Annotated in this window: 19 protein-coding genes; 15 read left to right on the top strand and 4 right to left on the bottom strand. The window is 73.1% G+C overall.

Going from position 1 to position 20,296, the window contains the following annotated elements; genetic code table 11:
• Positions 1-23 precede the first annotated feature (23 nt).
• The gene (locus EF879_RS13125) at positions 24-383 is read left to right on the top strand and encodes a hypothetical protein (protein WP_148086429.1); all 360 of its coding nucleotides are present in this window, start codon (positions 24-26) and stop codon (positions 381-383) included.
• A 124-nt stretch (positions 384-507) separates the two neighbouring features.
• On the opposite strand, the gene EF879_RS13130 is transcribed toward EF879_RS13125, so the two are convergent.
• On the bottom strand, positions 508-1,083 hold the full coding sequence (locus tag EF879_RS13130) for a hemerythrin domain-containing protein (protein WP_123558177.1): 576 nt from the start codon (positions 1,081-1,083) through the stop codon (positions 508-510).
• Positions 1,084-1,310: 227 nt separating this feature from the next.
• On the opposite strand from EF879_RS13130, the gene EF879_RS13135 reads away from it, so the two are divergent.
• The 3 genes from EF879_RS13135 (at position 1,311) to EF879_RS13145 (ending at position 3,566) form a co-directional block, all read left to right on the top strand.
• Positions 1,311-1,763 carry a DUF4383 domain-containing protein gene (locus EF879_RS13135; protein ID WP_123558480.1) on the top strand — a complete coding sequence of 151 codons (453 nt, stop codon included), beginning with the start codon at positions 1,311-1,313 and terminating at the stop codon, positions 1,761-1,763.
• Between the two features lie 286 nt (positions 1,764-2,049).
• On the top strand, positions 2,050-2,382 hold the full coding sequence (locus EF879_RS13140; RefSeq protein ID WP_123558179.1) for a putative quinol monooxygenase: 333 nt from the start codon (positions 2,050-2,052) through the stop codon (positions 2,380-2,382).
• 311 nt (positions 2,383-2,693) lie between these two features.
• Complete coding sequence (locus tag EF879_RS13145) at positions 2,694-3,566, top strand: LLM class F420-dependent oxidoreductase (RefSeq protein ID WP_123558181.1); 873 nt, start codon at positions 2,694-2,696, stop codon at positions 3,564-3,566.
• A gap of 118 nt (positions 3,567-3,684) precedes the next feature.
• On the opposite strand, the gene EF879_RS13150 is transcribed toward EF879_RS13145, so the two are convergent.
• Positions 3,685-4,308 carry a ClpP family protease gene (locus EF879_RS13150; protein WP_123558183.1) on the bottom strand — a complete coding sequence of 208 codons (624 nt, stop codon included), beginning with the start codon at positions 4,306-4,308 and terminating at the stop codon, positions 3,685-3,687.
• 380 nt (positions 4,309-4,688) lie between these two features.
• On the opposite strand from EF879_RS13150, the gene EF879_RS13155 reads away from it, so the two are divergent.
• Positions 4,689-5,696, top strand: coding sequence for a nitroreductase family protein (locus tag EF879_RS13155; RefSeq protein WP_233604438.1), 1,008 nt, complete (start codon positions 4,689-4,691; stop codon positions 5,694-5,696).
• A 174-nt stretch (positions 5,697-5,870) separates the two neighbouring features.
• Entirely contained in the window at positions 5,871-6,365 is a 495-nt protein-coding gene (locus tag EF879_RS13160) for a nucleoside-diphosphate kinase (protein WP_123558482.1), read from the top strand.
• A 310-nt stretch (positions 6,366-6,675) separates the two neighbouring features.
• On the opposite strand, the gene EF879_RS28100 is transcribed toward EF879_RS13160, so the two are convergent.
• Positions 6,676-8,274, bottom strand: coding sequence for a glycoside hydrolase family 3 N-terminal domain-containing protein (locus EF879_RS28100; RefSeq protein ID WP_233604413.1), 1,599 nt, complete (start codon positions 8,272-8,274; stop codon positions 6,676-6,678).
• A gap of 356 nt (positions 8,275-8,630) precedes the next feature.
• On the opposite strand from EF879_RS28100, the gene EF879_RS13170 reads away from it, so the two are divergent.
• The 3 genes from EF879_RS13170 to EF879_RS13180 all read left to right on the top strand — a co-directional run bounded on the left by EF879_RS13170 (position 8,631) and on the right by EF879_RS13180 (position 12,767).
• Positions 8,631-9,806 carry an ROK family transcriptional regulator gene (locus EF879_RS13170; protein ID WP_123558187.1) on the top strand — a complete coding sequence of 392 codons (1,176 nt, stop codon included), beginning with the start codon at positions 8,631-8,633 and terminating at the stop codon, positions 9,804-9,806.
• Positions 9,807-9,991: 185 nt separating this feature from the next.
• Complete coding sequence (locus EF879_RS13175) at positions 9,992-11,584, top strand: N-acetylmuramoyl-L-alanine amidase (RefSeq protein ID WP_123558484.1); 1,593 nt, start codon at positions 9,992-9,994, stop codon at positions 11,582-11,584.
• Positions 11,585-11,969: 385 nt separating this feature from the next.
• A complete protein-coding gene (locus EF879_RS13180; protein ID WP_233604439.1) occupies positions 11,970-12,767 on the top strand; it encodes an ABC transporter ATP-binding protein in 798 nt (265 codons plus the stop codon).
• Between the two features lie 207 nt (positions 12,768-12,974).
• Here EF879_RS13180 and EF879_RS13185 read toward each other — a convergent pair whose 3' ends face one another.
• A complete protein-coding gene (locus tag EF879_RS13185; protein WP_148086430.1) occupies positions 12,975-13,997 on the bottom strand; it encodes an LLM class flavin-dependent oxidoreductase in 1,023 nt (340 codons plus the stop codon).
• 74 nt (positions 13,998-14,071) lie between these two features.
• Here EF879_RS13185 and EF879_RS13190 point away from each other — a divergent pair, with 74 nt between their 5' ends.
• The 6 genes from EF879_RS13190 to EF879_RS13215 all read left to right on the top strand — a co-directional run bounded on the left by EF879_RS13190 (position 14,072) and on the right by EF879_RS13215 (position 20,296).
• Positions 14,072-14,944, top strand: coding sequence for a ribokinase (locus tag EF879_RS13190; RefSeq protein ID WP_123558486.1), 873 nt, complete (start codon positions 14,072-14,074; stop codon positions 14,942-14,944).
• 181 nt (positions 14,945-15,125) lie between these two features.
• Positions 15,126-15,536: a YccF domain-containing protein gene (locus EF879_RS13195; protein ID WP_123558193.1), complete on the top strand. Its 411-nt coding sequence runs from the start codon at positions 15,126-15,128 to the stop codon at positions 15,534-15,536.
• A 270-nt stretch (positions 15,537-15,806) separates the two neighbouring features.
• A complete protein-coding gene (locus EF879_RS13200; RefSeq protein ID WP_233604414.1) occupies positions 15,807-16,958 on the top strand; it encodes a LacI family DNA-binding transcriptional regulator in 1,152 nt (383 codons plus the stop codon).
• Positions 16,955-17,884: a carbohydrate ABC transporter permease gene (locus tag EF879_RS13205; protein ID WP_123558195.1), complete on the top strand. Its 930-nt coding sequence runs from the start codon at positions 16,955-16,957 to the stop codon at positions 17,882-17,884. Before EF879_RS13200 ends, EF879_RS13205 begins: the two co-directional genes overlap by 4 nt.
• Positions 17,885-18,057: 173 nt before the next feature.
• Complete coding sequence (locus tag EF879_RS13210) at positions 18,058-18,912, top strand: carbohydrate ABC transporter permease (RefSeq protein WP_123558489.1); 855 nt, start codon at positions 18,058-18,060, stop codon at positions 18,910-18,912.
• A 94-nt stretch (positions 18,913-19,006) separates the two neighbouring features.
• Positions 19,007-20,296, top strand: a complete 1,290-nt coding sequence (locus EF879_RS13215) for a sugar ABC transporter substrate-binding protein (RefSeq protein WP_123558197.1) — start codon at positions 19,007-19,009, stop codon at positions 20,294-20,296.

Consider the following 20,296-nt stretch of genomic DNA (forward strand, 5'->3'; position numbering starts at 1 on the left):
CCGTCTGAGCCGGGGGTGCCGTGATGTCGAGAGTGGAGCACGAGACCGGGGCGCCGGCGTTGCCCCGCCCCGCCGTCGTGCGACGGAGGTTCCAGGTCTTCGCCGGGCTGACCGTCGTCGCGGTCGTGGCCCGGCTGCCGGTCTGGTCCTGGCTGGCCCTGCTCGCGATCACCGTGCTGATCCCGGTCGCCGTGGCGGTGTACGGCGGCCCGGGTCTGCTCCGCGGAGTCTTCCGGCCCGGCTGTCCCGCCAGCCCGCCCCGATCCCTCCCCGGTCGAGCCGTACGGGGTGCGGGGCGGGTGGGATCGGGCACCGCCGATCGGGCCGACGCCGCTGACCGAGGTGTGCTCGGGGCGCCGGCCGCCGGCCGGGACCATGGGTGAGCGCCGCCGGACCAGGGGGTCCGACGGCGGGAACGCTGTGCCGGGCCGGCGGTGCGGCCGGCCCGGCGAGTCGCCTCCTCGGCGTACCGGAGCGGGTGCGGACGCGACGACCGCGTCCGCCCGCTCAGCCGCGGTCCGCCTGGGACTCGCGCCAGTCCCGGACCGCGTCCCGGACCCGGTCGAAGAGGGCCATCGGCGGCCCGACCAGCATGTTCGCCGTCGCGGACTCGCCGCTGTGCGGATGCGGGCGGGTCGGCGCCATCGCCTCGGCGGCCCGCACCGCGCCGGCCATCCGGGTCAGCTGCGCCTCGGACATGTTCCGGCGCAGGGACGGGAACTCCTCGTTCTCCTCGTGGCTCGCGTGCTGGACCACCGCGTCGGCGAGTCGTGCCAGCCGGGTGTCGAAGTTCGGGTGGTCGACGCCCATCTCGTACAGTTCGGCCAGCTCACGCTTGGCCTGGTCCTCCTCCTGAAGCCGCTGGTCCACCACCTGATGGCCACGGTCGATCCTCCGCCGGGCGCTCGGATGCACGACGATCTCCTCGGCGCTCTCGTGCACCGCCAGGAGCCGGACCAGCTGCTCGAACAGCTCCCGCTTCTCGGTTCCCCGTGCCCGGCTCAACTGCCCGAACAGGCTCTTGATCTGGTTGTGCTGGTCGACCAGGAGGTCCACCACGTCCCGCTGCTTGGTCGCGGTCACCGCCGATCACCTCGCTTCCGTCGTGGATGCCTAGCCGTACGGTTCCCCGGAGCGCCCGCTTCATGTGCCACCCGTGGGACGCGTGTGGCGCCCGCGCCGTACCACCCCAGTCGGGCCGACGAAGCACCACGGGCCGCCCATCTCGGGCATCCGGGACGGCGGTGCCGCTGGTTTCACACGGCGCGGACGGGGAACGGGAGGCATCATCCGCCAGGGAGGTGGGCGACATGGCGAGCGGGACCCAGATTCAGGTCGCCGGAGAGACCGGCGAGCCACTGCTGCTCGTACGCAGGCTCGCGGTGGCCGTCGCCGCGGCCTTCGTCCTCGTCGGCCTCGCTGGCTTCGTTCCCGGCATCACCACCCACTTCGGCGACCTCACCTTCGCCGGGCACGAGTCCGGAGCCAGGCTGTTCGGGGTGTTCCAGGTGTCGATCCTGCACAACCTCGTGCACCTCCTCTTCGGCGTCGTTGGTCTCGCGATGGCCCGTACCGTCGCGGGTGCCCGGCTCTTCCTGATCGGCGGCGGCGCCGTCTATCTCGCGTTCTGGATGTACGGGTTCGCCGTGGGACACCGGAGCGCGGCCAACTTCGTACCGTTCGACGCCGCCGACAACTGGCTGCACCTGGGCCTCGGGCTCGGGATGATGATCCTTGGCCTCGGCTCCGGCGAGCGGCGCTGACGGCAGGGCGCGAGGCGGCACACGCGCGCCCGTCTCGCCGGCGACATGAGGGATCCACGGGTGCGGCGGCGCGTGACGAGCCGATCGCGTGGTGGGCCGCCGTCGTCCCGCGACACCCACGAGAGCACCGCCTGCTACTGGAGTTCGTGCCCGGTGCTCCCAACCCACCGGTCACCCCGTAACCGGGTCGGCCCGAGGCGCGGGGTCGGCAACCCGTACCCCGCACCAACTAGGGTCGATGGGGGTGGCCCGGTCACCATGCCACGAGCCCGGACGAGGAGAGCAGATGATCTTCATTACCGCCAAGTTCAAGGTGTTGCCGGAGTACGCCGACCAGTGGCCGGAGATCGTCAGGGAGTTCACGGAGGCGACCCGTGCCGAGCCCGGCTGCCTCTGGTTCGACTGGTCCCGCAGCCTCGACGACCCGACGGAGTACGTCCTCGTCGAGGCGTTCCGGGACGGCGAGGCCGGTGCCGCGCACGTCGGGTCGGCGCACTTCCGGAAGGCGCAGCAGACGCTGCCGCCGCACCTCGCCGAGACGCCCCGGATCGTCAACACCACGATTCCGCAGGACGACTGGTCGGAACTGGGCGAGCTGGCCGTACCCGAGCGCGGCTGATCCCGACGCGGCCCCGGGCCGGCGCCACCGGTGCCCCGCCCGGGGTCCGGTCGGTCCGGCCACCGCCCGGGTTCGTTACCGGGCGTGGCCCGGTCGGGTCGCGCACCGGGGTGGCCCACCGGCGTCCTCGGTCGACCTGTCCACCGCCGTCATCATCAACGTGGAAGGCGGCCGACCGGTCGGTGGCTAGAATCGGCGGCGGTCCGGTCAGGACGTGTCGCCGTCGGGGTCCGGTTGGCAGGCACAGCAGCCGGACGAGTGTCGACATCGGATCGCGTGGGCAGCGGGGAGACGGCAGAAGGAGCACGGGCATGGAACTCGGCCTGCAGATTCCCAACTTCACCTGGCCGAAGGGGCCGGCCGGCCTGCGTCACGATCTCGCCGCCGTCGCCCGTACGGCCGACCAGGCGGGCTTCGGCTATCTCGCCCTGATGGACCACTTCTTCCAGGTCCCGGTATTCGGTCCGACCGAGGCGGAGATGCTGGAGGCGTACACCACGCTCGGCTACCTCGCCGCGCACACCGAGCGGGCCACCCTGCTGACCGTGGTCACCGGGGTGCACCACCGTCCGGCGGGTCTGCTCGCGAAGACCCTGACCACGCTGGACGTCCTCAGCGGCGGCCGGGTGATGCTCGGCATCGGCGCCGGGTGGAACGAGGAGGAGTCGCGCGGGCTCGGTTTCCCGTTCCCGCCCCTGTCCGAACGGTACGAACTGCTCGAGGAGACGCTCCGGTACCTGCTGCAGATGTGGTCCGAGGACGACGGACCGTTCGACGGCACGCACATCCAGGCCAGGCGACTGCTCAACTCCCCGCAGCCGCTGACCCGGCCGCATCCGCCGATCATGATCGGTGGCGGCGGGGAGAAGAGGACGCTGCGGCTGGTCGCGAGGTACGCCCAGGCGTGCAACCTGTTCAACTCGCCGGATCTGGAGCACAAGCTTGACGTACTCCGCCGGCACTGCGAGGCCGAGGGGCGCGACTACAACGAGATCACCAAGACCGTCTACCACATCATGGACATCGGCGAGAACGGCGAGCGCACCGGCGAGTTGATCGACGAGCTACGCCGGCTGCACGACCTCGGCTTCGACGTGGCGATCGGCAACATGCCCCAGTTGCCCCGTCTCGACCTGCTGGAGCGGATCGGCACCGACGTCATTCCGGTCATCCGGCAGTTCTGACCGGCGGCGTCCGGCCCCGGCCATCGGCGTCCGGCCGGGACGCCGGCGGCCACGATCGCGGTCGCCGGCATCCCGGCAGGCATCGGCCGATCCGCCCCCCACCGCCGCCGTACCGGAGCTATCTCCCGGCCCGGGACCCCGGCTGGAGCTGCGCGGCGCCTGCGATCACTTGGTCGATGAAGCCGTACTCCCGCGCCTCCTCCGCGGTGAACCAGCGGTCGCGGTCGGCGTCGGCCACGATCCGCTCGTACGTCTGCCCGGTGTGCCGGGCGATCGTCTCCAGCATGACGCGCTTGGTGTGCAGCATCTGCTCGGCCTGGATGGCGATGTCGGCTGCCGTGCCGCCCATCCCGCCGTGCGGTTGGTGCATCACGATCCGGGTGTGCGGCAGCGCGTACCGCTTGCCCCGGGTGCCGGCGCAGAGCAGCAACTGGCCCATGGAGCCGGCCAACCCCAGGGCCACCGTGGAGACGTCGTTCTCGATGAACTGCATCGTGTCGTAGATCGCCATCCCGGCCGAGACCGAACCGCCCGGTGAGTTGATCCAGAGGGTGATGTCCCGGTTCGGGTGCTCGGCGGCGAGCAGCAGCAGTTGGGCGCAGATCCGGTTGGCCACCTCGTCGGTGACCTCGCTGCCGAGGAAGATGATCCGTTCGGCGAGCAGTCGCTTGTAGACGGAGTCGTCGAGGCCCCCGTGCGCCGGGTCGGCGCCGCGAGCCTCCGGGGTGTATGGGCTCGTCATGGGGCTGAAGGTAGTGACGGCCGGGAGCCTTCGGACCGGACTTACGCGGAAAGCGTACGGGTTCAGCGGTCCGCGAAGTCACCGCCCGGGCCCCGACGTCGACCCGGTGGCGTCCGGCGGGCACCGTGTGCCGACCGTACGACACCGGCGCCTCCTGCGTGTCGCCGGCCTCCGCTGTCGCTCCCGGGCACCGGTGTCGCCCGGCCCCGCCGCCGGTCGACGAACGCCGCGGCGCCGCTTCCCCGCCCCGGCTCGCCCCCGGGGCCGGCCCGGAGCCGCCGCCGACCGTGTCGGGCCGACGGCTCGCCCGGTACGCGCAACGTCGCGCGAATCATCCCGGAATGCGGCACGATGAGGAGCAGACGGGAGGGGGCCAGGCGATGATCGACGGAACGTACGGCGGGAACCGGTCCGCGACCGACGCGCTCGCCCGCGCCGCGGAGAACGCGGCCCACGCGCCGTCGGTGCACAACACCCAGCCCTGGCACTGGCGGGTGGAACCGGGGCTGCTCGAACTCTCCGTCGCCGAGGAGCGGCAACTCGGCGTCAGCGACCCCGACCGCCGGCTGCTCACCCTGAGCTGCGGCGCCGCCCTGCACCACGCCCGGATCACCCTCGTCGCCGACGGGTGGGCCGTACGGGTCGACCGGCTTCCGGACCCGGCCCGGCCCAACCTGCTCGCCCGGATCACCCCCACCGGGCAGGCCCCGGCCCCGCCCGACGCGGCGGAACTGGTCAGCCGGATCCCGGAGCGGCACACCGACCGCCGACCGGTCAGCGACCAGGAGGTGCCGCCGGCGGCGCTGGACGCGATCGTCGCGGCGGCCGCCCCGCAGGGCGCCCAGGTGCAGATCCTCGACGACGACGAGGTGATCGAACTCGCCGCCGCGGCCGGGCGGGCCGGCGGCCTGATCGCCGAGGACCCGGCGCTGCGGGAGGAGCTGGCGTACTGGACCAGCCGGGCGGCCTCGAAGGGCGCCGGCCTGCCGGCCGAGGTGCTGCTGGAGCACGCGCCGCAGACCACCGTGCCGGCCCGGGACTTCGGTCGCCCCGGCACCCTGCCGGTCGGCCCGGGTCACGATCAGGCCGCTGTCTACGGGATCCTCTTCGGCGACGAGGACGAGCCGGAGAGCTGGCTACGGGCCGGGGAGGCGCTCTCCGCCGCCTGGCTGACCGCCACCCGGTTCGGGGTCTCCATGGTCCCGCTCAGCGGGGTGATCGAGGTCCCCGTCACCCGGCAGATCCTGCGGCAGATGCTCGCCGGTCTCGGGCAGCCATACCTGGCACTGCGGCTCGGGCTGCCCGACCCGGCGTACCAGCGGCCGGTGCCGCGAACGCCGCGGCTGCCGACGGACGAGACCGTGGAAAGGCCGGAGGCGGGGGAGTAGCCGGCCGCCTCGCGCGCGTGGCCGGCGGTCCACCGAGCCGGCGGCGCGCGGCCGACTACTATCGTGATCTCAGCGGCCTGTCGCTGGAGCGGCGACCCGACGGCCCGATTCTCGGAGCAGTCGGAGGACCCAGCTCGTGACGGCCCGGACCATGTGATCGAGGAAGGGGCCACGGTGGCGGCCACAGAACGTACTCTTGTCCTGCTCAAACCCGACGCGGTGGCGCGGGGTCTGACCGGGCGCCTGGTGCAGCGGTTCGAGGACGCCGGTCTGAAGATCGTCGGTCTGAAGATGAAGCAGATGGACGCGGACTTCACCCGCCGGCACTACTTCGACCTGGAGGAGCGCTTCGGCAAGACGGTGTACGACGCCACGGCCGCGTACATGCAGCAGGGTCCGGTCGTCGCCCTGGTGCTCGAAGGGGTGGACGCGGTGGCCAACGTTCGCCGGTTGATCGGGCCGACCTTCCCGGACCAGGCCGCGCCCGGCACGATCCGGGGCGACTTCGCGCACATGTCGAAGGCGTACGCCGAGGGGGCCGGCAAGGCCATCGCCAACCTGGTGCACGCCTCGGGGAGCGTCGACGAGGCGAAGTACGAGGTGCAGCTCTGGTTCGGCGACGACGAGCAGTTCGACTACCAGACCGTCGCCGAGCGCTACGTCTTCTAGCCGCCCGAGTCGTCTCGCCGCCCGCCCGCGGGCCGTGGAACCGGGTGGTCCACGGCCCGCGTCCTCTCCCAGGCCGAGCTCCGCGCCGAGACGGTGACGGACCATGGCGTACGGCTCCGCCGGCCGTCGCACCGGCAACGCTATGTATCGGTATCGTCGCGTCACAAGCGGGCAAGGGCACCGGGTGAACTGGCCGTTTGGGCGACTTGACCGACATTCCCGGCTCATCGATTGACCCGCCACCGGTTCCTCGCGCCGGTCGGGAACGTGGCGGCCACCGGACCCGACGAGTGTCGCCGGCGGGACGCGGTCAACCGACCAGGCCGAGGGCCTCGGCGGCGGCCCGTCCGTTGGCGTGGCTGGCCCCGTACGTCAGGACGAAGGCGCGGGCGCCGGCCGGGCGCCAGCGCGACGGCCAGCCCATCTCGACGACGGTGACCGGGTGTCGGGCGGCCAGCGCCTCGATCAGCCCGGGCCCGCCGGGTAGCTGGTGCAGCCGCCGCCCGACCAGCACGATCGGCCGGTCGCCGGCCCGGGCGGCCAGGTCCTCGGCGTCGGCCTCGGCGGCGACGACCCGGAGCTGCTCGACACCGTTCAGGTGCGGTCCGAGGCCCCACGGCACGCGTCCCTCGGCGATCGTCGAGGCGGAGAAGAGCTGCACGACGAGCGGGCGGGTGAGCCGGTCCACCACACCCTCGACCCGGACGGCGCGCCGCGCGGCGGCGTAGCCGAGCGCCTCCACGGGCGACCTGCTGCCCGGTGCGGCGGCGCCGTCCGGCCGACGGATGGCGTCGCCCGAGCGACCAGGGGCGACGTCCGGGCTGCCGGTGGCGCCCGGTCCGGGCGTGGCGCCCGGAGCCGACGGGCCGGCGGCGCGATCGGTGACCCGGGCCGAGGCCGGGAGGCCGGCGGCCTGGGTCCAGGCGGCGAGGGCGGCGACCCGTTCGGCGGCCTCCTCGACCCGGGACACGGCGAGGCGTCCGTCGCGCAGTGCCGCGACGATCTCGGCGACCACCTCCTCGACCAGGTCGGCGTCGACCTGGGCGCCGATGCAGAGCAGGTCCGCCCCGGCGGCGAGGGCCCGGACGGCGGCCGACCCCACGCCCCCGGCGGACGCCGAGGCGCCCTTCATCTCCAGCGCGTCGGTGAGGACCGCCCCGGCGAAGGCGTACTCGGTGCGGAGCAGGTCCACCAGGACGGCGCGGCTGAACGTGGCCGGGCCGTCGCCGGTCAGCGCCGGGACCCGGATGTGGGCGGTCATGATGGCCCTGACGTCAGCGGCGATCACCGCCGCGAAGGGCGGCAGGTCGCGACTCCGCAGCACGTCGGCGGGTACGTCCACGGTCGGCAGTTCCAGGTGGGAGTCGGCGATCGTGGCGCCGTGCCCGGGGAAGTGCTTGGCGCAGGCGGCGACCCCGGCGGCCTGGAGTCCCGCCACCGCGGCGGCGGCGTGCGCGGCGACCCGGGCCGGGTCGGCCCCGAACGCCCGGGTACCGATGATCGGGTTGTCGTCGGCGGTGTTGACGTCGACGGTCGGGGCGAGGTCGAGGGTGATCCCGACCGCGGTGAGGTCGGTGCCGATCGCGTGGTACACCTGCCGGGTCAGGGCGGGGTCGTCGACCACGCCGAGGGCCGCGTTCCCGGGGTAGGGGCTGCCGGTGGCGTGGGCGAGCCGGGTGACGTCGCCCCCCTCCTCGTCGATCGCGACCAGGACGTCCGGCCGGGCCTCGCGCAGCGCGGCGGTGAGCGCGGCGACCTGGTCGGGATGGTCGATGTTCCGACCGAACAGGGTGTGCCCGGCCAGCCCCTCGGCGACCAGGTCGAGCGCCCAGCCGGGCGGGGCGGTCCCGGGGAAGGCGGCGAGCAGCGTCCGTAGGGCGAGCCGGCGGAGTCCGGGGTCGGTCGGCAACGGATCCTCCTGTGATCGTTTTCCGGGTGCGAGTGTCGCACCGGTGCGGGCCGGTCCGGGGCCGGGAGCCGCGAACGACGCCGGTGCCGCCGAGCATGCGTACCCGAACCCGTCCTCCCCGGTTCCGGCGGTCCGGGCGGTGGCGATGCCGGCCGCGGAGCGCCGGGTCGATGATCGCGATTCCCCCGTTGGTCCCGCCTCCCCGCCCCGAGTGGTGGGTCCGGAGAGGTCCGTCCCGGGATCACGCGGCACCGGATCGGCCTAGCACCCCCGCCTCGCCGGCCCATTACGCTACGTCTACTCCCCCGAAGGCTAGGCTGGAAATTAGGAAACTTACCTAAAGCACGAGGATGCGTATGGCCAACACCCGGCTGCCCGGTACCCCCCGTTTGCTTCGCGCGCTCAACGACCGCGCGGCACTGGAGCTGTTGCTCACGCGGGGTCCGCTCACCCGGGCACAGCTGGGTGAACTGACCGGGCTGTCGAAGGTCACCGCCTCCCAGCTCGTGGAGCGGCTGGAGGAGCGGGGGCTGGTGACCCGGGTCGGCGAGCAGGCCGGCGGGCGGGGCCCGAACGCGCAGCTCTACGCCGTACGGCCGGGGAGCGCGCACGTGGTCGGCGTCGACGTGGGGCCGGACCGGGTGGTGGCCGCCTGTGCCGACATCACCGGTGAGGTGATCGGCCGGGTGGAGCAGTCCACCCGGGACACCGACGACCCGGTCGGCGTCGTCCACAACGCGGTGGTGCAGGCGGCGAGCGAGGCCCGGGCCGACCTCGCCGGCGTCCGCCGGGTGGTGCTCGGCACCCCGGGGCTGGTCGACCCGAACACCGGGGACATCACCTTCGCGTTCAACCTGCCGCGCTGGCACCGTGGTCTGCTCGCCGCGCTCCGCGAGGACCTGGACACCCCGGTGTACTTCGAGAACGACGTCAACCTCGCGGCGGTCGCCGAGGCGGAGTCGGGGGCGGCCCGCGGGGTGAAGGACTTCATCCTGGTCTGGCTCGGCGTCGGCATCGGTCTGGCGATCGTCCTGAACGGACGGCTGCACCACGGCGCCACCGGCGCGGCGGGCGAGATCGGCTACCTGCCGGTACCGGGAGCGGAGATCCCGCGCGACGCCTCACGCCGGGCGAAGCCGCCCTTCGGCCAGCTGGCCGGCTCGGACGCGGTCCGGGCGGTGGCCCGGGAGCACGGCTTCCGGGCCGGTACGGCCGCGGACGCGATTCGGGCCGCGATCGCGGCGGGTACGGCGGGTGGACCGGTGCTGGACGAGGTGGCGCGCCGGCTGGCGCTCGGTGTGGCCAGCAGTTGCGTGGTGCTCGACCCGCCGCTGGTGGTGCTGGCCGGCGAGGTCGGCCAGGCGGGCGGCACCGCGCTCGCCGAGCGGGTGCAGCACGAGGTGGCCGCCATCACCCTGGTCGCGCCCCGCGTGGTGCCGACGGAGCTGACCGAGGAGCCGGTGCTGCGCGGCGCGCTGCGGATCGCGCTCGACGCGGTCCGCGACGAGGTCTTCGGATCCACGGTGGGGTGAGTCGGCGGATCGCCTGACGCGGATCGGTGACACCGGCTCAGCGTCCCTGGTCGGGGGACGTGTAGATAGTTTTCGTCCTTCGTCAGAAGGATGCAACCTCTCGACATAGACGATCGCGACGCTATACGGTACGGCCACCCGGCGCCCCGACCCCCAGGGCGTCCGATCGTTCGGGAGGAGTGACGGTGACCGTTCGGTACCTCCAACCGCGCCTGAGCCAGTTGCTCGGCGCCACACTGATCGTCTCCCTCGCCGTCGGCCTGTCCGGCCAGCCGGCCGCCGCGCGTCCCGCCAGCGGCGGTACGGGCGGGGCCGCGGCCGGTGGCTCGCCCGCCGTGGCCGGCCCGCTGGCGGCCGCCTTCGACCGGGCGGCGGCCCGCTACGACGTACCCCGCGACCTGCTGGTCGCCCTCGGCTACGCCGAGACGCACCTCGACGACCACGCCGGAGCGCCGAGCGCGTCCAACGGCTACGGCGTGATGCACCTGGCCAGCAACCCGACGGTGCGCACCCTGGACGAGGCGGCCGCGCTGACCGGCCTCGACCCGGCGGCACTGCGGACCGACACCGCCGCCAACATCGCCGGGGCGGCCGCCGTGCTGCGGTCGTACGCCGACGAGGCCGGGCTGACCGCGGCCCAGCGCGCCGACGTCAACCGCTGGTACGGCGCGGTCGCCCGCTACGGCGGCGCGCGTACCCCGGCCGTCGCCCGGCTCTACGCCGACGCCGTCTACGACCTGCTCGCCACCGGCATCGACGCCACCACCGCGGGCGGTCCGGTCCGGGTCGCGCCCCGGACGGTTGCCCCGGAGCGCGGTGCGCTGGCCACCGTCGCGCCGCTCGGCAGCGGCGACGAGGTGGGCACCCTGAGCACGGACTACGGTCCGGCCGCCTGGGTTCCGGCGAGTTCGTCCAACTACACGGTCTCCAACCGGGAGTCGACGTACCAGATCAACTACGTGGTGATCCACGTGGCCCAGGGGTCGTACGCCGGCACGATCAGCTGGTTCCAGAACCCCTCGGCCCAGGTCAGCGCGCACTACGTGATTCGCTCCTCGGACGGCGCGGTGACCCAGTCGGTCCGGGACAAGGACATCGCCTGGCACGCCGGCAACTGGACGTACAACACCCAGTCGATCGGCATCGAGCACGAGGGCTACATCAACCAGGCGTCCTGGTTCACCGACGCCATGTACCGCTCGTCGGCCGCGCTGACCCGGCACCTCTGCGACCGCTACGGCATCCCCAAGGACCGTAGCCACATCATCGGCCACAACCAGGTTCCGGGCGCGACCCACACCGACCCGGGACCGAACTGGAACTGGACGTACTACATGCAGCTGGTGACCGGCTCGACCCCGACGCCGGGCTGGTCGGTCACCGTCGACAACAGCACCTCCGGGGCCTTCACCGCCAGCAGCAACTGGGGCACGTCGAGCTACTCCAGCCAGCGGCACGGCGCCGACTACCGCTTCGCCGAGCCCATCGAGGCGAGCGACCCGGCCTGGTACCGGGCCAACATCCCGGAGACCGGCACCTACCGGGTGGAGGTCTGGTATCCGGCCGACCCCGGCTACAACAACCGGGCGCCGTACATCGTCGTGACGCCGAGTGGGAACCAGACCGTCTACGTCGACCAGCGCTCCGGCGGCGGGGCGTGGCGTTCCCTCGGCACCTTCACCCTGGCCGCCGGTGACGGCAACAAGGTGGGGGTGAGCCGGTGGACCGGCGGCACCGGCCTGGTGATCGCCGACGCGATCCGGATCACCCGCGTCTGACCGGACGCGGGCGGGTCCCGGCCCTCCCTGACGGGACGGGGCCCGCCCGCGGTCAGGTCCCCCCGCACGCTCCGATGTAGACGGGAGACGGCGACCGCCGGCCGGCCTCGCCCGGGGGTGCCGAGCGTGGCGCCCGTCGCCGTGGTCTCCACCGCACGTCGTCCGCCGTCCGGCGCTCGGTCCCCGCGGCCGGCGCCGGGCGTCGGCGCGCTCGGTCGCCGGTGGCACCTGCCACCGCCGTACGACGTGACGTCGGACACGGCGCCCCAGCCCCGGCGCCGGTGGCGCGCGCGGCGGGCAGCGGGGTGCGTGGTTGGATGGAAGGGTGCGTGAAGAGCCCGTATACCTCTCCGACGGTGCCGGTCGGGGCACCGATGCCGGCGACGTGTCACCGCCGGACCGGGACGTGGTGATCGACCTGCGCCAGGTCGGTGTCGTGCGCTCCGGAAATCCGCTGCTCAGGGATGTGACCTGGCGGGTGACGGCCGCCGAGCGCTGGGTCGTACTCGGGCCGAACGGCGCGGGGAAGACGACACTGCTGAACCTGGCGGCGGGGCGGCTGCACCCGACCACCGGGGTGGTGCACGTGCTCGGTGAGCGGATCGGCCGTACCGACCTCTCGGAGCTGCGTACCCGGATCGGACTGAGCACGGCGCTGCTGGCGGAGCGCATCCCGGCCGACGAGCGGGTCCGGGACGTGGTGCTGACCGCCGCCTGGTCGGTGGTCGGCCGCTGGCGTGAGGAGTACGACGAACTGGACGAGGCGCGCGCGGCCGCGCTGCTCGGCCAGCTCGGCGTCATCGCGCTGGCCGACCGGGCCTACGGGACCCTGTCCGAGGGGGAGCGGAAGCGGGTGCAGATCGCCCGGGCGCTGATGACCGACCCGGAGTTGCTGCTGCTCGACGAGCCGGCCGCCGGCCTCGACCTGGGCGGCCGGGAGGATCTGGTGGCCCGGCTGGCGGAGCTGGCCCGGGACGAGGACTCGCCGGCGCTGGTGCTGGTGACCCACCACGTCGAGGAGATCCCGCCGGGCTTCACCCACGCGCTGCTGCTGCGCGAGGGCGGTGTCGTGGCGCAGGGCCCCATCGCCGAGACGGTCACCGGGGAGTACCTGTCGAAGACCTTTGGCGTCCCGCTGGTGGTCGACCGGGCCGGAGACCGCTTCACCGCCCGGGCCGCCTGAGCCCCGCCCCGCCGGGCGTACCCGTCCGCCGGGCCGCCGCGCGCATCGTCCGACAGGCCGCCCGGAGGCACGCGTCACAGGCCGTCCGCGCGTCCGCCGGGCAGGCCGTCCGCAGGTGCCGTTCGGTGGTGGCGGGCGCGCAGCGGGAGCGGTCGTGGTCGCCGGCCCAGGTGGGCGACCGGCCGCGGCCGGTCGGCCTCGGCGCGGTCAGGCGGTGGCGGCACGCAGCATCGGCAACAGCGTCTCCGCCGCCAGGGTGAGTTGGGCGACCGCGAAGCGGGCATCGCGGGGCGGCACGAGGACGACCGCGTCCGCGCTGGCCTCGCGGAGTCGGGCCACCGCCGCGGCGCACTGCTCGGCGCTGCCGGCCGCCGCGAACCGGTCCAGGTAGTGCTCGGGCAGCGCCGCAGCCAGCGCCGTCACCCCGGGGGCCGCGGCCCGCAGGGCGGCGAGCTCCTCCGTCAACCCGGCATCCGCCGGGGAGAGCGGCCCACCCTGGACGAGCCGGGCGGCGATCTCGCGCCGGGCACTGGCTCGGGCCTCGTCGAAATCCAGGTGGACGTAGACGGTGAGTCGATGGTCGTCGGTCCGCCCGGCCTCCCGGCGTCCCTCGTCGATGAGGTGCCGGGCCCAGCGGACGTACGCCGGGCTGGCGCACTCGGCCAGGATCGTGCCGTCGGCGACCCGGCCGGAGAGCCGCAGCGAACGCGCGTTGCGGACCCCCGTCGCGATCGGCGGTGGCTGTTCCGGCGGGAACTCCAACGCCACCTCGGCGAGGCGGGCATGCCGGCCGGTCACGGTGACGGTCTCGCCGGCGAGCAGCGCGCGGACCGCCGTGACCGTCTCGCCGAGGACCGCCAGTGGCGAGGGATGGTCGGCCCCGACCTGGCGTACCCAGTCCGGCATGCCGTGACCGAAACCCGGCAGGATCCGTCCCGGGAAGAGCCGGGCCAGGCTGGCCAGCTCCATCGCGGCCAGTGCCGGGTTGCGGAATGCCGCCGGCAGGATGCCGATGCCGATCCGGAGCGTGGTGGTCGCCGCCGCCGCGACGGCGGCGGTGGAGACGGCCCCGCCGAAGAAGCAGTCCTCCACCACCCACAACTCGTCGTAGCCGAGCCGCTCCGCCAGCCGGGCGTACGCCGGAAGCTGTTCCGGCGGGGTGTCGCAGCGGTACATGACTCCGATCGGCATCTGGCCCATGTCGTGCAGCCTGCCAGAAGCGTCCGGCACCGGATCGCTCTAGACTCGAGCATTCGCCGGAACGGGAGGTGTCGGTGGAACGGCAGCGACCGCGGATCGTGGTCATGGGCAGCGCCAACATGGACCTGGTGGTGACCACCGACGTGCTGCCGAAGCCCGGGGAGACCGTCTTCGGCACGGACTTCGTGATGGTGGCCGGGGGCAAGGGCGCCAACCAGGCGATCGCGGTGAGCCGGGCCGGTGGCGACGGCGCCCTGCTCGGCGCGATCGGCTCCGACTCGTTCGGGGTGACTCTCAAGGCCCGGATCGCCGCCGCCGGCGTGGACACCGAGCAGGTCCGGGTGGTGTACGGCTCCTCCGGGGTGGCGGTGGTCACCGTCGACGCGGAGGGGGAGAACACCATCGTGGTGACCCCGGCGGCGAACTCCGCCTTCGTCGGGCTGACCGAGGCCGAGCTGGCCGTCGTCCGCGAGGCGGACGTTCTGGTCGCGCAGTTGGAGATCCCGGTCGGGACGGTGACCGAGGCGGCCCGGGTCGCCCGCGAGTCCGGCACCCGGGTGCTGCTCAACGCGGCCCCGGCACAGCCGGTCCCGGCCGAGCTGCTGGAGCTGGTGGACCTGTTGGTGGTGAACGAGGCCGAGGCCCGGGCGATCACCGGGCGAGGCCGGGAGGCACCCGAGGCGTTGCTCGACGTCGTACCCCGAGCGGTGCTGACCCTCGGTCGGCACGGGGCCTGGTACGGCGACCGGGACGGCACCACGCGGTACGTGCCGGCGGTCAAGGTCGAGCTGGTCGACTCGACGGCCGCCGGGGACGCGTTCACCGGGGCGCTCGCGGTGGCCTGGGGCGAGGGACGGGACATGCTCGACGCGGTCCGGTGGGCGAGCGCGGCGGGGGCGGCCTGCGCCCGCAGGCTCGGCGCGTCGGTGGCCCTGCCGCTCCGCTCCGAGATCGACGAGCTGTACGTACCCGGCTGACCACCGGACGGCCGGCACCGGCGGTGACGCCGGACGAGTGCCGCGGGCGCCGTGACGGGGTGGGCGCGGGCACCGCGGCGAGGTGGCCACGGGCACCGTGCCCGGACGGCCCGGGCAACCGCGTGCTCGCCCGGTCGACCGGGCAACCGCAATGCTTGCCCGGTCGGTCCACCATGACCGCATGGTGCGGTTCGTGCTCAATCTCCTCTGGCTGGTCTTCGGCAGCGGCATCGTGCTCGCGGTCGGGTACGGCCTCGCGGCGCTGATCTGTTTCGTGCTGGTCGTGACCATCCCGTTCGGGGTCGCGGCGCTGCGGCTGGCCCACTACTCGCTCTGGCCGTTCGGCCGGACCCTGGTGGCCAAGCCCGATGCCGGGCTCGGCTCCGGCCTGGCGAACGTGCTCTGGGTGGTGCTGGCCGGCTGGTGGCTCGCCCTGGCCCACATCGTCGCCGGGGCCGGACTCTGCGTCACGATCGTCGGTATCCCGTTCGGCATCGCGAACTTCAAGCTCGTCCCGGCCGCGTTCTGGCCGCTCGGACGCCAGGTGGTGGAGATCGACGACCTGCGGCGGCCGGACCTCGCCACGCCCTGAGCCCGGCCCACACCCCGACGGTATCCGCCCCCGGTGGGCAGGTCACCCGCCGTGCCTCGCGGTGCGCGTCGCCCGGATCCGGTACGACCCGGGCTGGCCAGAGCCACATCAGCGCCGTGAGCTGGAGCGAAACATTTTCGTAACGGACCCTTGACGGGCTGGCGAGGGGGGAGCAGACTCCCCGGAAACGTTTACACATCTGGGGTGGAGGTCCGGTGCATGGGTCGTAAACGTTTACAGCCCGCTGCCGGCCGGCCGACCGTACACACGGTGGCCGCGCGGGCCGGCGTCTCGATCGCCTCGGCCTCGCGCGTCCTCAACGGCGTCGGCGGCAGCCCCGAGACCATCCGCAAGGTTCGCCAGGCGGCGGCCGAGGTCGGCTACGTGCCGAACGCCATCGCCCGGTCGTTGCAGTCGCAGCGCACGGGCCTGGTCGCGCTCGCGGTCGCCGACATCGGCAACCCGGTCTACGTGGCCATGATGCGAGCCATCGAGGCCGTGGTCGCCGCCGGCGGCCGACAGCTGCTGGTGCACGCCACGGGCGGCGACGTCGCCACCGAGATCTCGCTGCTGCGTCGGCTGGCACACCGGTACGTGGACGGCATGATCGTCTCACCGATCCGGATCACCGACAGTCACCTCGAGGCGATGGTGGTCAGCCCGGTCCCGGTCGTCGTGGTGGGCCAACTCCCCGACGACGCGCCGGTCGACAACGTCCGTACCGACTCCCGGGCCGGTGTCGCGCTCGCCGTCGACCACCTGCTCGCGGCCGGACGGCGGCGGATCGGGTTCCTCAACGGTCCGCTGGACACCGTGCCCGGCGCGGCCCGGGACGCCGGGTTCCGGGCCGCGCTGGCCCGCCACGGCATCCCCGTCGACGAGGATCTCATCGAGATCGGTGACTTCCAGTACGCGGCCGGTCGCGCGGCCGCCGCGCGGCTACTCGCCCGGGCCGAGCCGGATGCGCTGCTCTGCGCCAACGACCTGATCGCGGTCGGCGCCCTGCACACGCTGCTCAGCGAGGAGCGGCGGGTCCCGCAGGAGGTCGCCCTGGTCGGCATGGACGACACCGAACTCGCCCAGATGACCTTTCCACAGCTCTCCAGCGTCTCGCTCGGCTCCGCCGACCGGGGACGGCGTGCCGCCGAGCTGCTGCTGGAACGGATCGCCGACCCCGACCTGCCGCCCCGCCGCGCCCACGTCGCGCCCAGCCTGGTGGTCCGCGCCTCCAGCATCCCCGGCGGCACCCCGCGACCCCCGGCGCCGGGCCAGCCGACCGCCGTCACCGCGCCGGAGCCGGGCCTCGGGACGTCACCCGCGGTACCGACGGCGGCGGCTCCGATGACGGCCATGCCTGCCTCGCCCGCGTCCCCCCGGACGACCAGCACCGCCGGGCTCACTACGGAAGGTGGGACCCGATGACCACGCTGACCGTACGGCCGGCGGTGGACCGCGCCCCCCGGCGTCGGCGCCGGCGCTCCGACCGGGCGACCGTCTACCTGCTGCTGCTCCCGTCGCTGCTGCCGGTCCTCGTGCTCTCCGTCTTCCCACTGCTGCGGGGCATCTACCTCGGCTTCACCGACGCCCGGGCCGGCCGGAACGTGGAGATCAGCTTCACCGGGCTAGCCAACTACCGGGAGCTGCTGCACGACGAGCTGTTCTGGAGCTCATTCCGGATCGGGCTGCTCTGGGCGTTCTCGGTGACCGTGCTGCAGTTCCTGCTCGCGCTCGGGCTGGCCCTGCTGCTCAACCAGCGGCTGCGGTTCCGGGGCCTCGCCCGGGTGCTCGCCGTCGTCCCCTGGGCGATGCCACCGGTGGTGGTCGGCATCCTCTGGCGGCTGGTCTACCACCCGGACGCGGGACTGCTCAACGAGTTTCTGTACCGCATCGGTGCGGACGGACTGCGGACCACCTGGCTCGGCGACTTCAGCACCGCGTTGCCCGCCGTGATCATCGTCGGGGTCTGGGCCGGGATGCCGCAGACCACCGTCGTACTCCTGGCGGGGTTGCAGAGCGTGCCGCGCGAGCTGCACGAGGCGGCGGCGGTGGACGGCGCCGATGCCTGGCAGCGGTTCCGGAGCGTCACCCTGCCGTCGCTGATGCCGGTGATCGTCGCGATCACCTCGCTCGACTTCATCTGGAACTTCAACTCGTTCGGCCTGGTGTACGTGCTCACCGCCGGCGGGCCGGGCGGTCGGACCATGCTGCCGATGCTCTTCGCGTACGAGGAGGCGTTCCGGTACGGCGACTACGGCTACGCCGCCGCCCTCGGCAACGTGATGGTGGTGATCGTCGTGGCACTACTCGCGGTCTACCTGCGCCGCCGGCTTCGGGAGGCGAACCAATGACGACCTGGGGACACGACCCGACGATCCGGTCCGGCGGCGCGACGAGCCGGTCGGGTGACACGACGATCGGCCCGGGCGATGTGACGGCCCGGTCCGGCGACGCCACGACCCGGTCGCGCTTCGGGACGACAGCTCGGGACGGCCACCCGACGACGGGCCCGATCCGGAGCGGGGTGGGTACCGGACGGGCCCGGAAGCGTCGCCGCGGCCTCGGCACCGGGCTGCAGTACCTCGCACTCGCGGCGTACCTGATCTTCCTGGCGTTTCCGCTCGTGTGGCTCCTCTCCACCTCGTTCAAGCCGCCGCGCGAGCTGGTCCGGCTGCACCCGACGCTGATCCCGGAGAGCCCCACGCTGGCGAACTTCGTGCAGGCCTTCACCGAGCAGGAACTGGGCCGGGCGGCCTGGAACAGCCTGCAGGTCTCGCTCGCCTCGGCGGTGCTCACCGTGCTGGTCGCGACGCCCGCGGCGTACGCCCTGGCGCGGTTCCGGACCCGGCTCGGCACCGTGGCCCTGGGCTGGGTGCTTCTCTCCCAGCTCTTCCCGTTCGTGCTGCTGATCATCCCGATCTTCCTGGTGCTCCGGCAGGTCGGGCTCGCCAACACGCACGCCGGGCTGGTGCTGATCTACGTCGTCTGGGCGCTGCCGTTCGCGCTCTGGATGCTCCAGGGATTCGTCCGGAGCATCCCGCGCGAGCTGGAGGAGGCGGCGTCGGTCGACGGGGCGACCCGGCTTCAGGCCCTGCGTCGGGTGGTCTTCCCGCTGCTGACCCCGGGCCTCGTCGCGACCGCGGTCTTCGCCTTCATCTCCGCCTGGAACGAGTTCTTCTTCGCCCTGGTGCTGATCAAGACGCCGGAGCTGGCGACCCTGCCGGTCGCGCTGGCCCGGTTCGTCGGCATCGAGGGGACCGCCCGGCTCGGCCCGCTGGCGGCCGGATCGCTGCTCGCCACGCTGCCGAGCCTCGTCTTCTTCGCCATCATGCAGCGCCGGCTGGCCTCCGGGTCACTCGCCGGCGCGGTGAAGGGATGACCGCACACGCGCAAGGAAGGGCCCCTTCTTCTACCAAAAGCGATAACAGGGGGCCCTTCCTTTCACCCCACACATACCGAAGGAGGTAGCCCCCATGCCCCATAGATTCACCCGGCGCCGGTTCGTCGGCGCCGCCCTGGCCGGCGCCCTGGCGCTCGGCCCACTCGCCGCGTGCGGCAGCGACGACGGCGGGTCGGACGGCCCGGTCACTCTGCGCTTCCTCAGCCTCGCCTGGCAGAAGGAGTCGCTCCAGGCGAACAAGGATCTGGTCGCCAAGTGGAACGCCGAACACCCGGATATCCAGGTCGAGTACGTCCAGGGCGACTGGAACTCCATCCACGACCAGCTGCTGACCTCGTTCGAGGGCGGGGACGCGCCGGACATCGTCCACTACGAGGCGGCCGCGATCGGCGAGTTCAGCAAGCAGGGCTACCTGGCCGACCTCTCGGGGCTGCTCTCTGACGACTTCAAGGCCCAGATCGACAAGGGCATCTGGGACACCGTGACCTTCGACGGCAAGGTCACCGGGATCCCGTTCCTGCTGGAGTCGCAGGTCGTGATCGCCAACAAGAAGCTGCTCGACGACGCCGGCATCCCGGTGCCGCCCGCCGACGGGGGCTGGACCTGGGACGAGTTCCAGGCCAACGCCAAGAAGCTCACCAAGCCGGGCCAGTACGGCGTGGCCTGGGCGCTGAAGTCGCCGACGAACCGGGTGATGAACCTGGCGCTGAACTTCGACGGCAAGTACTTCTACACCGAGGGCGGCAAGACCGAGGTGCGGGTCGGGACCGCCGAGACCGAGGTCCCCAGGCGGATCCACGACATGCTCTACACCGCGAAGTCCGCGGCGCCGGAGGCGCTGGGGATGAGCGGTGCCGACACCCTGCCGGGCTTCTTCGCCGGCAAGTACGCGATGATCCCGGGCTCGGTCTCGCTGCGCCAGCAGATGGTGGAGCAGGCGCCGGCCGGCTTCGAGTGGGTGACGCTGCCGCCGATCCGGGGAATCTCGGCCAACCAGGCCGCCAACCCGCAGACGCTGTCGGTCTCCGCCGACTCGAAGCACCAGAAGGAGGCGGTGCAGTTCCTCGAGTTCTTCCTCAACCCGACGAACATGGCGCAGCTCGCCAAGGGCGACTGGCTGGTGCCGACCGGGAAGCAGGCGAACGAGGAACTGGTCAAGGCGACCGGTGGCAAGCAGGGCTGGGACGTGGCCGCGGACAGCGTCAAGGACCTGACGGTGGCGCCGTTCCAGATGGTCGACGGCTACCCCGAGTGGAAGACCAAGTACGCCACCCCGGCGCTCCAGCAGTACTTCGCCAACAAGATCACGCTTGACCAGCTCGCCACGCAGCTGGTCGACGGCGGAAAGCAGGTCCTGAGGTAA

Source organism: Micromonospora sp. HM5-17, from assembly GCF_003762835.1.
GTDB lineage: Bacteria > Actinomycetota > Actinomycetes > Mycobacteriales > Micromonosporaceae > Plantactinospora.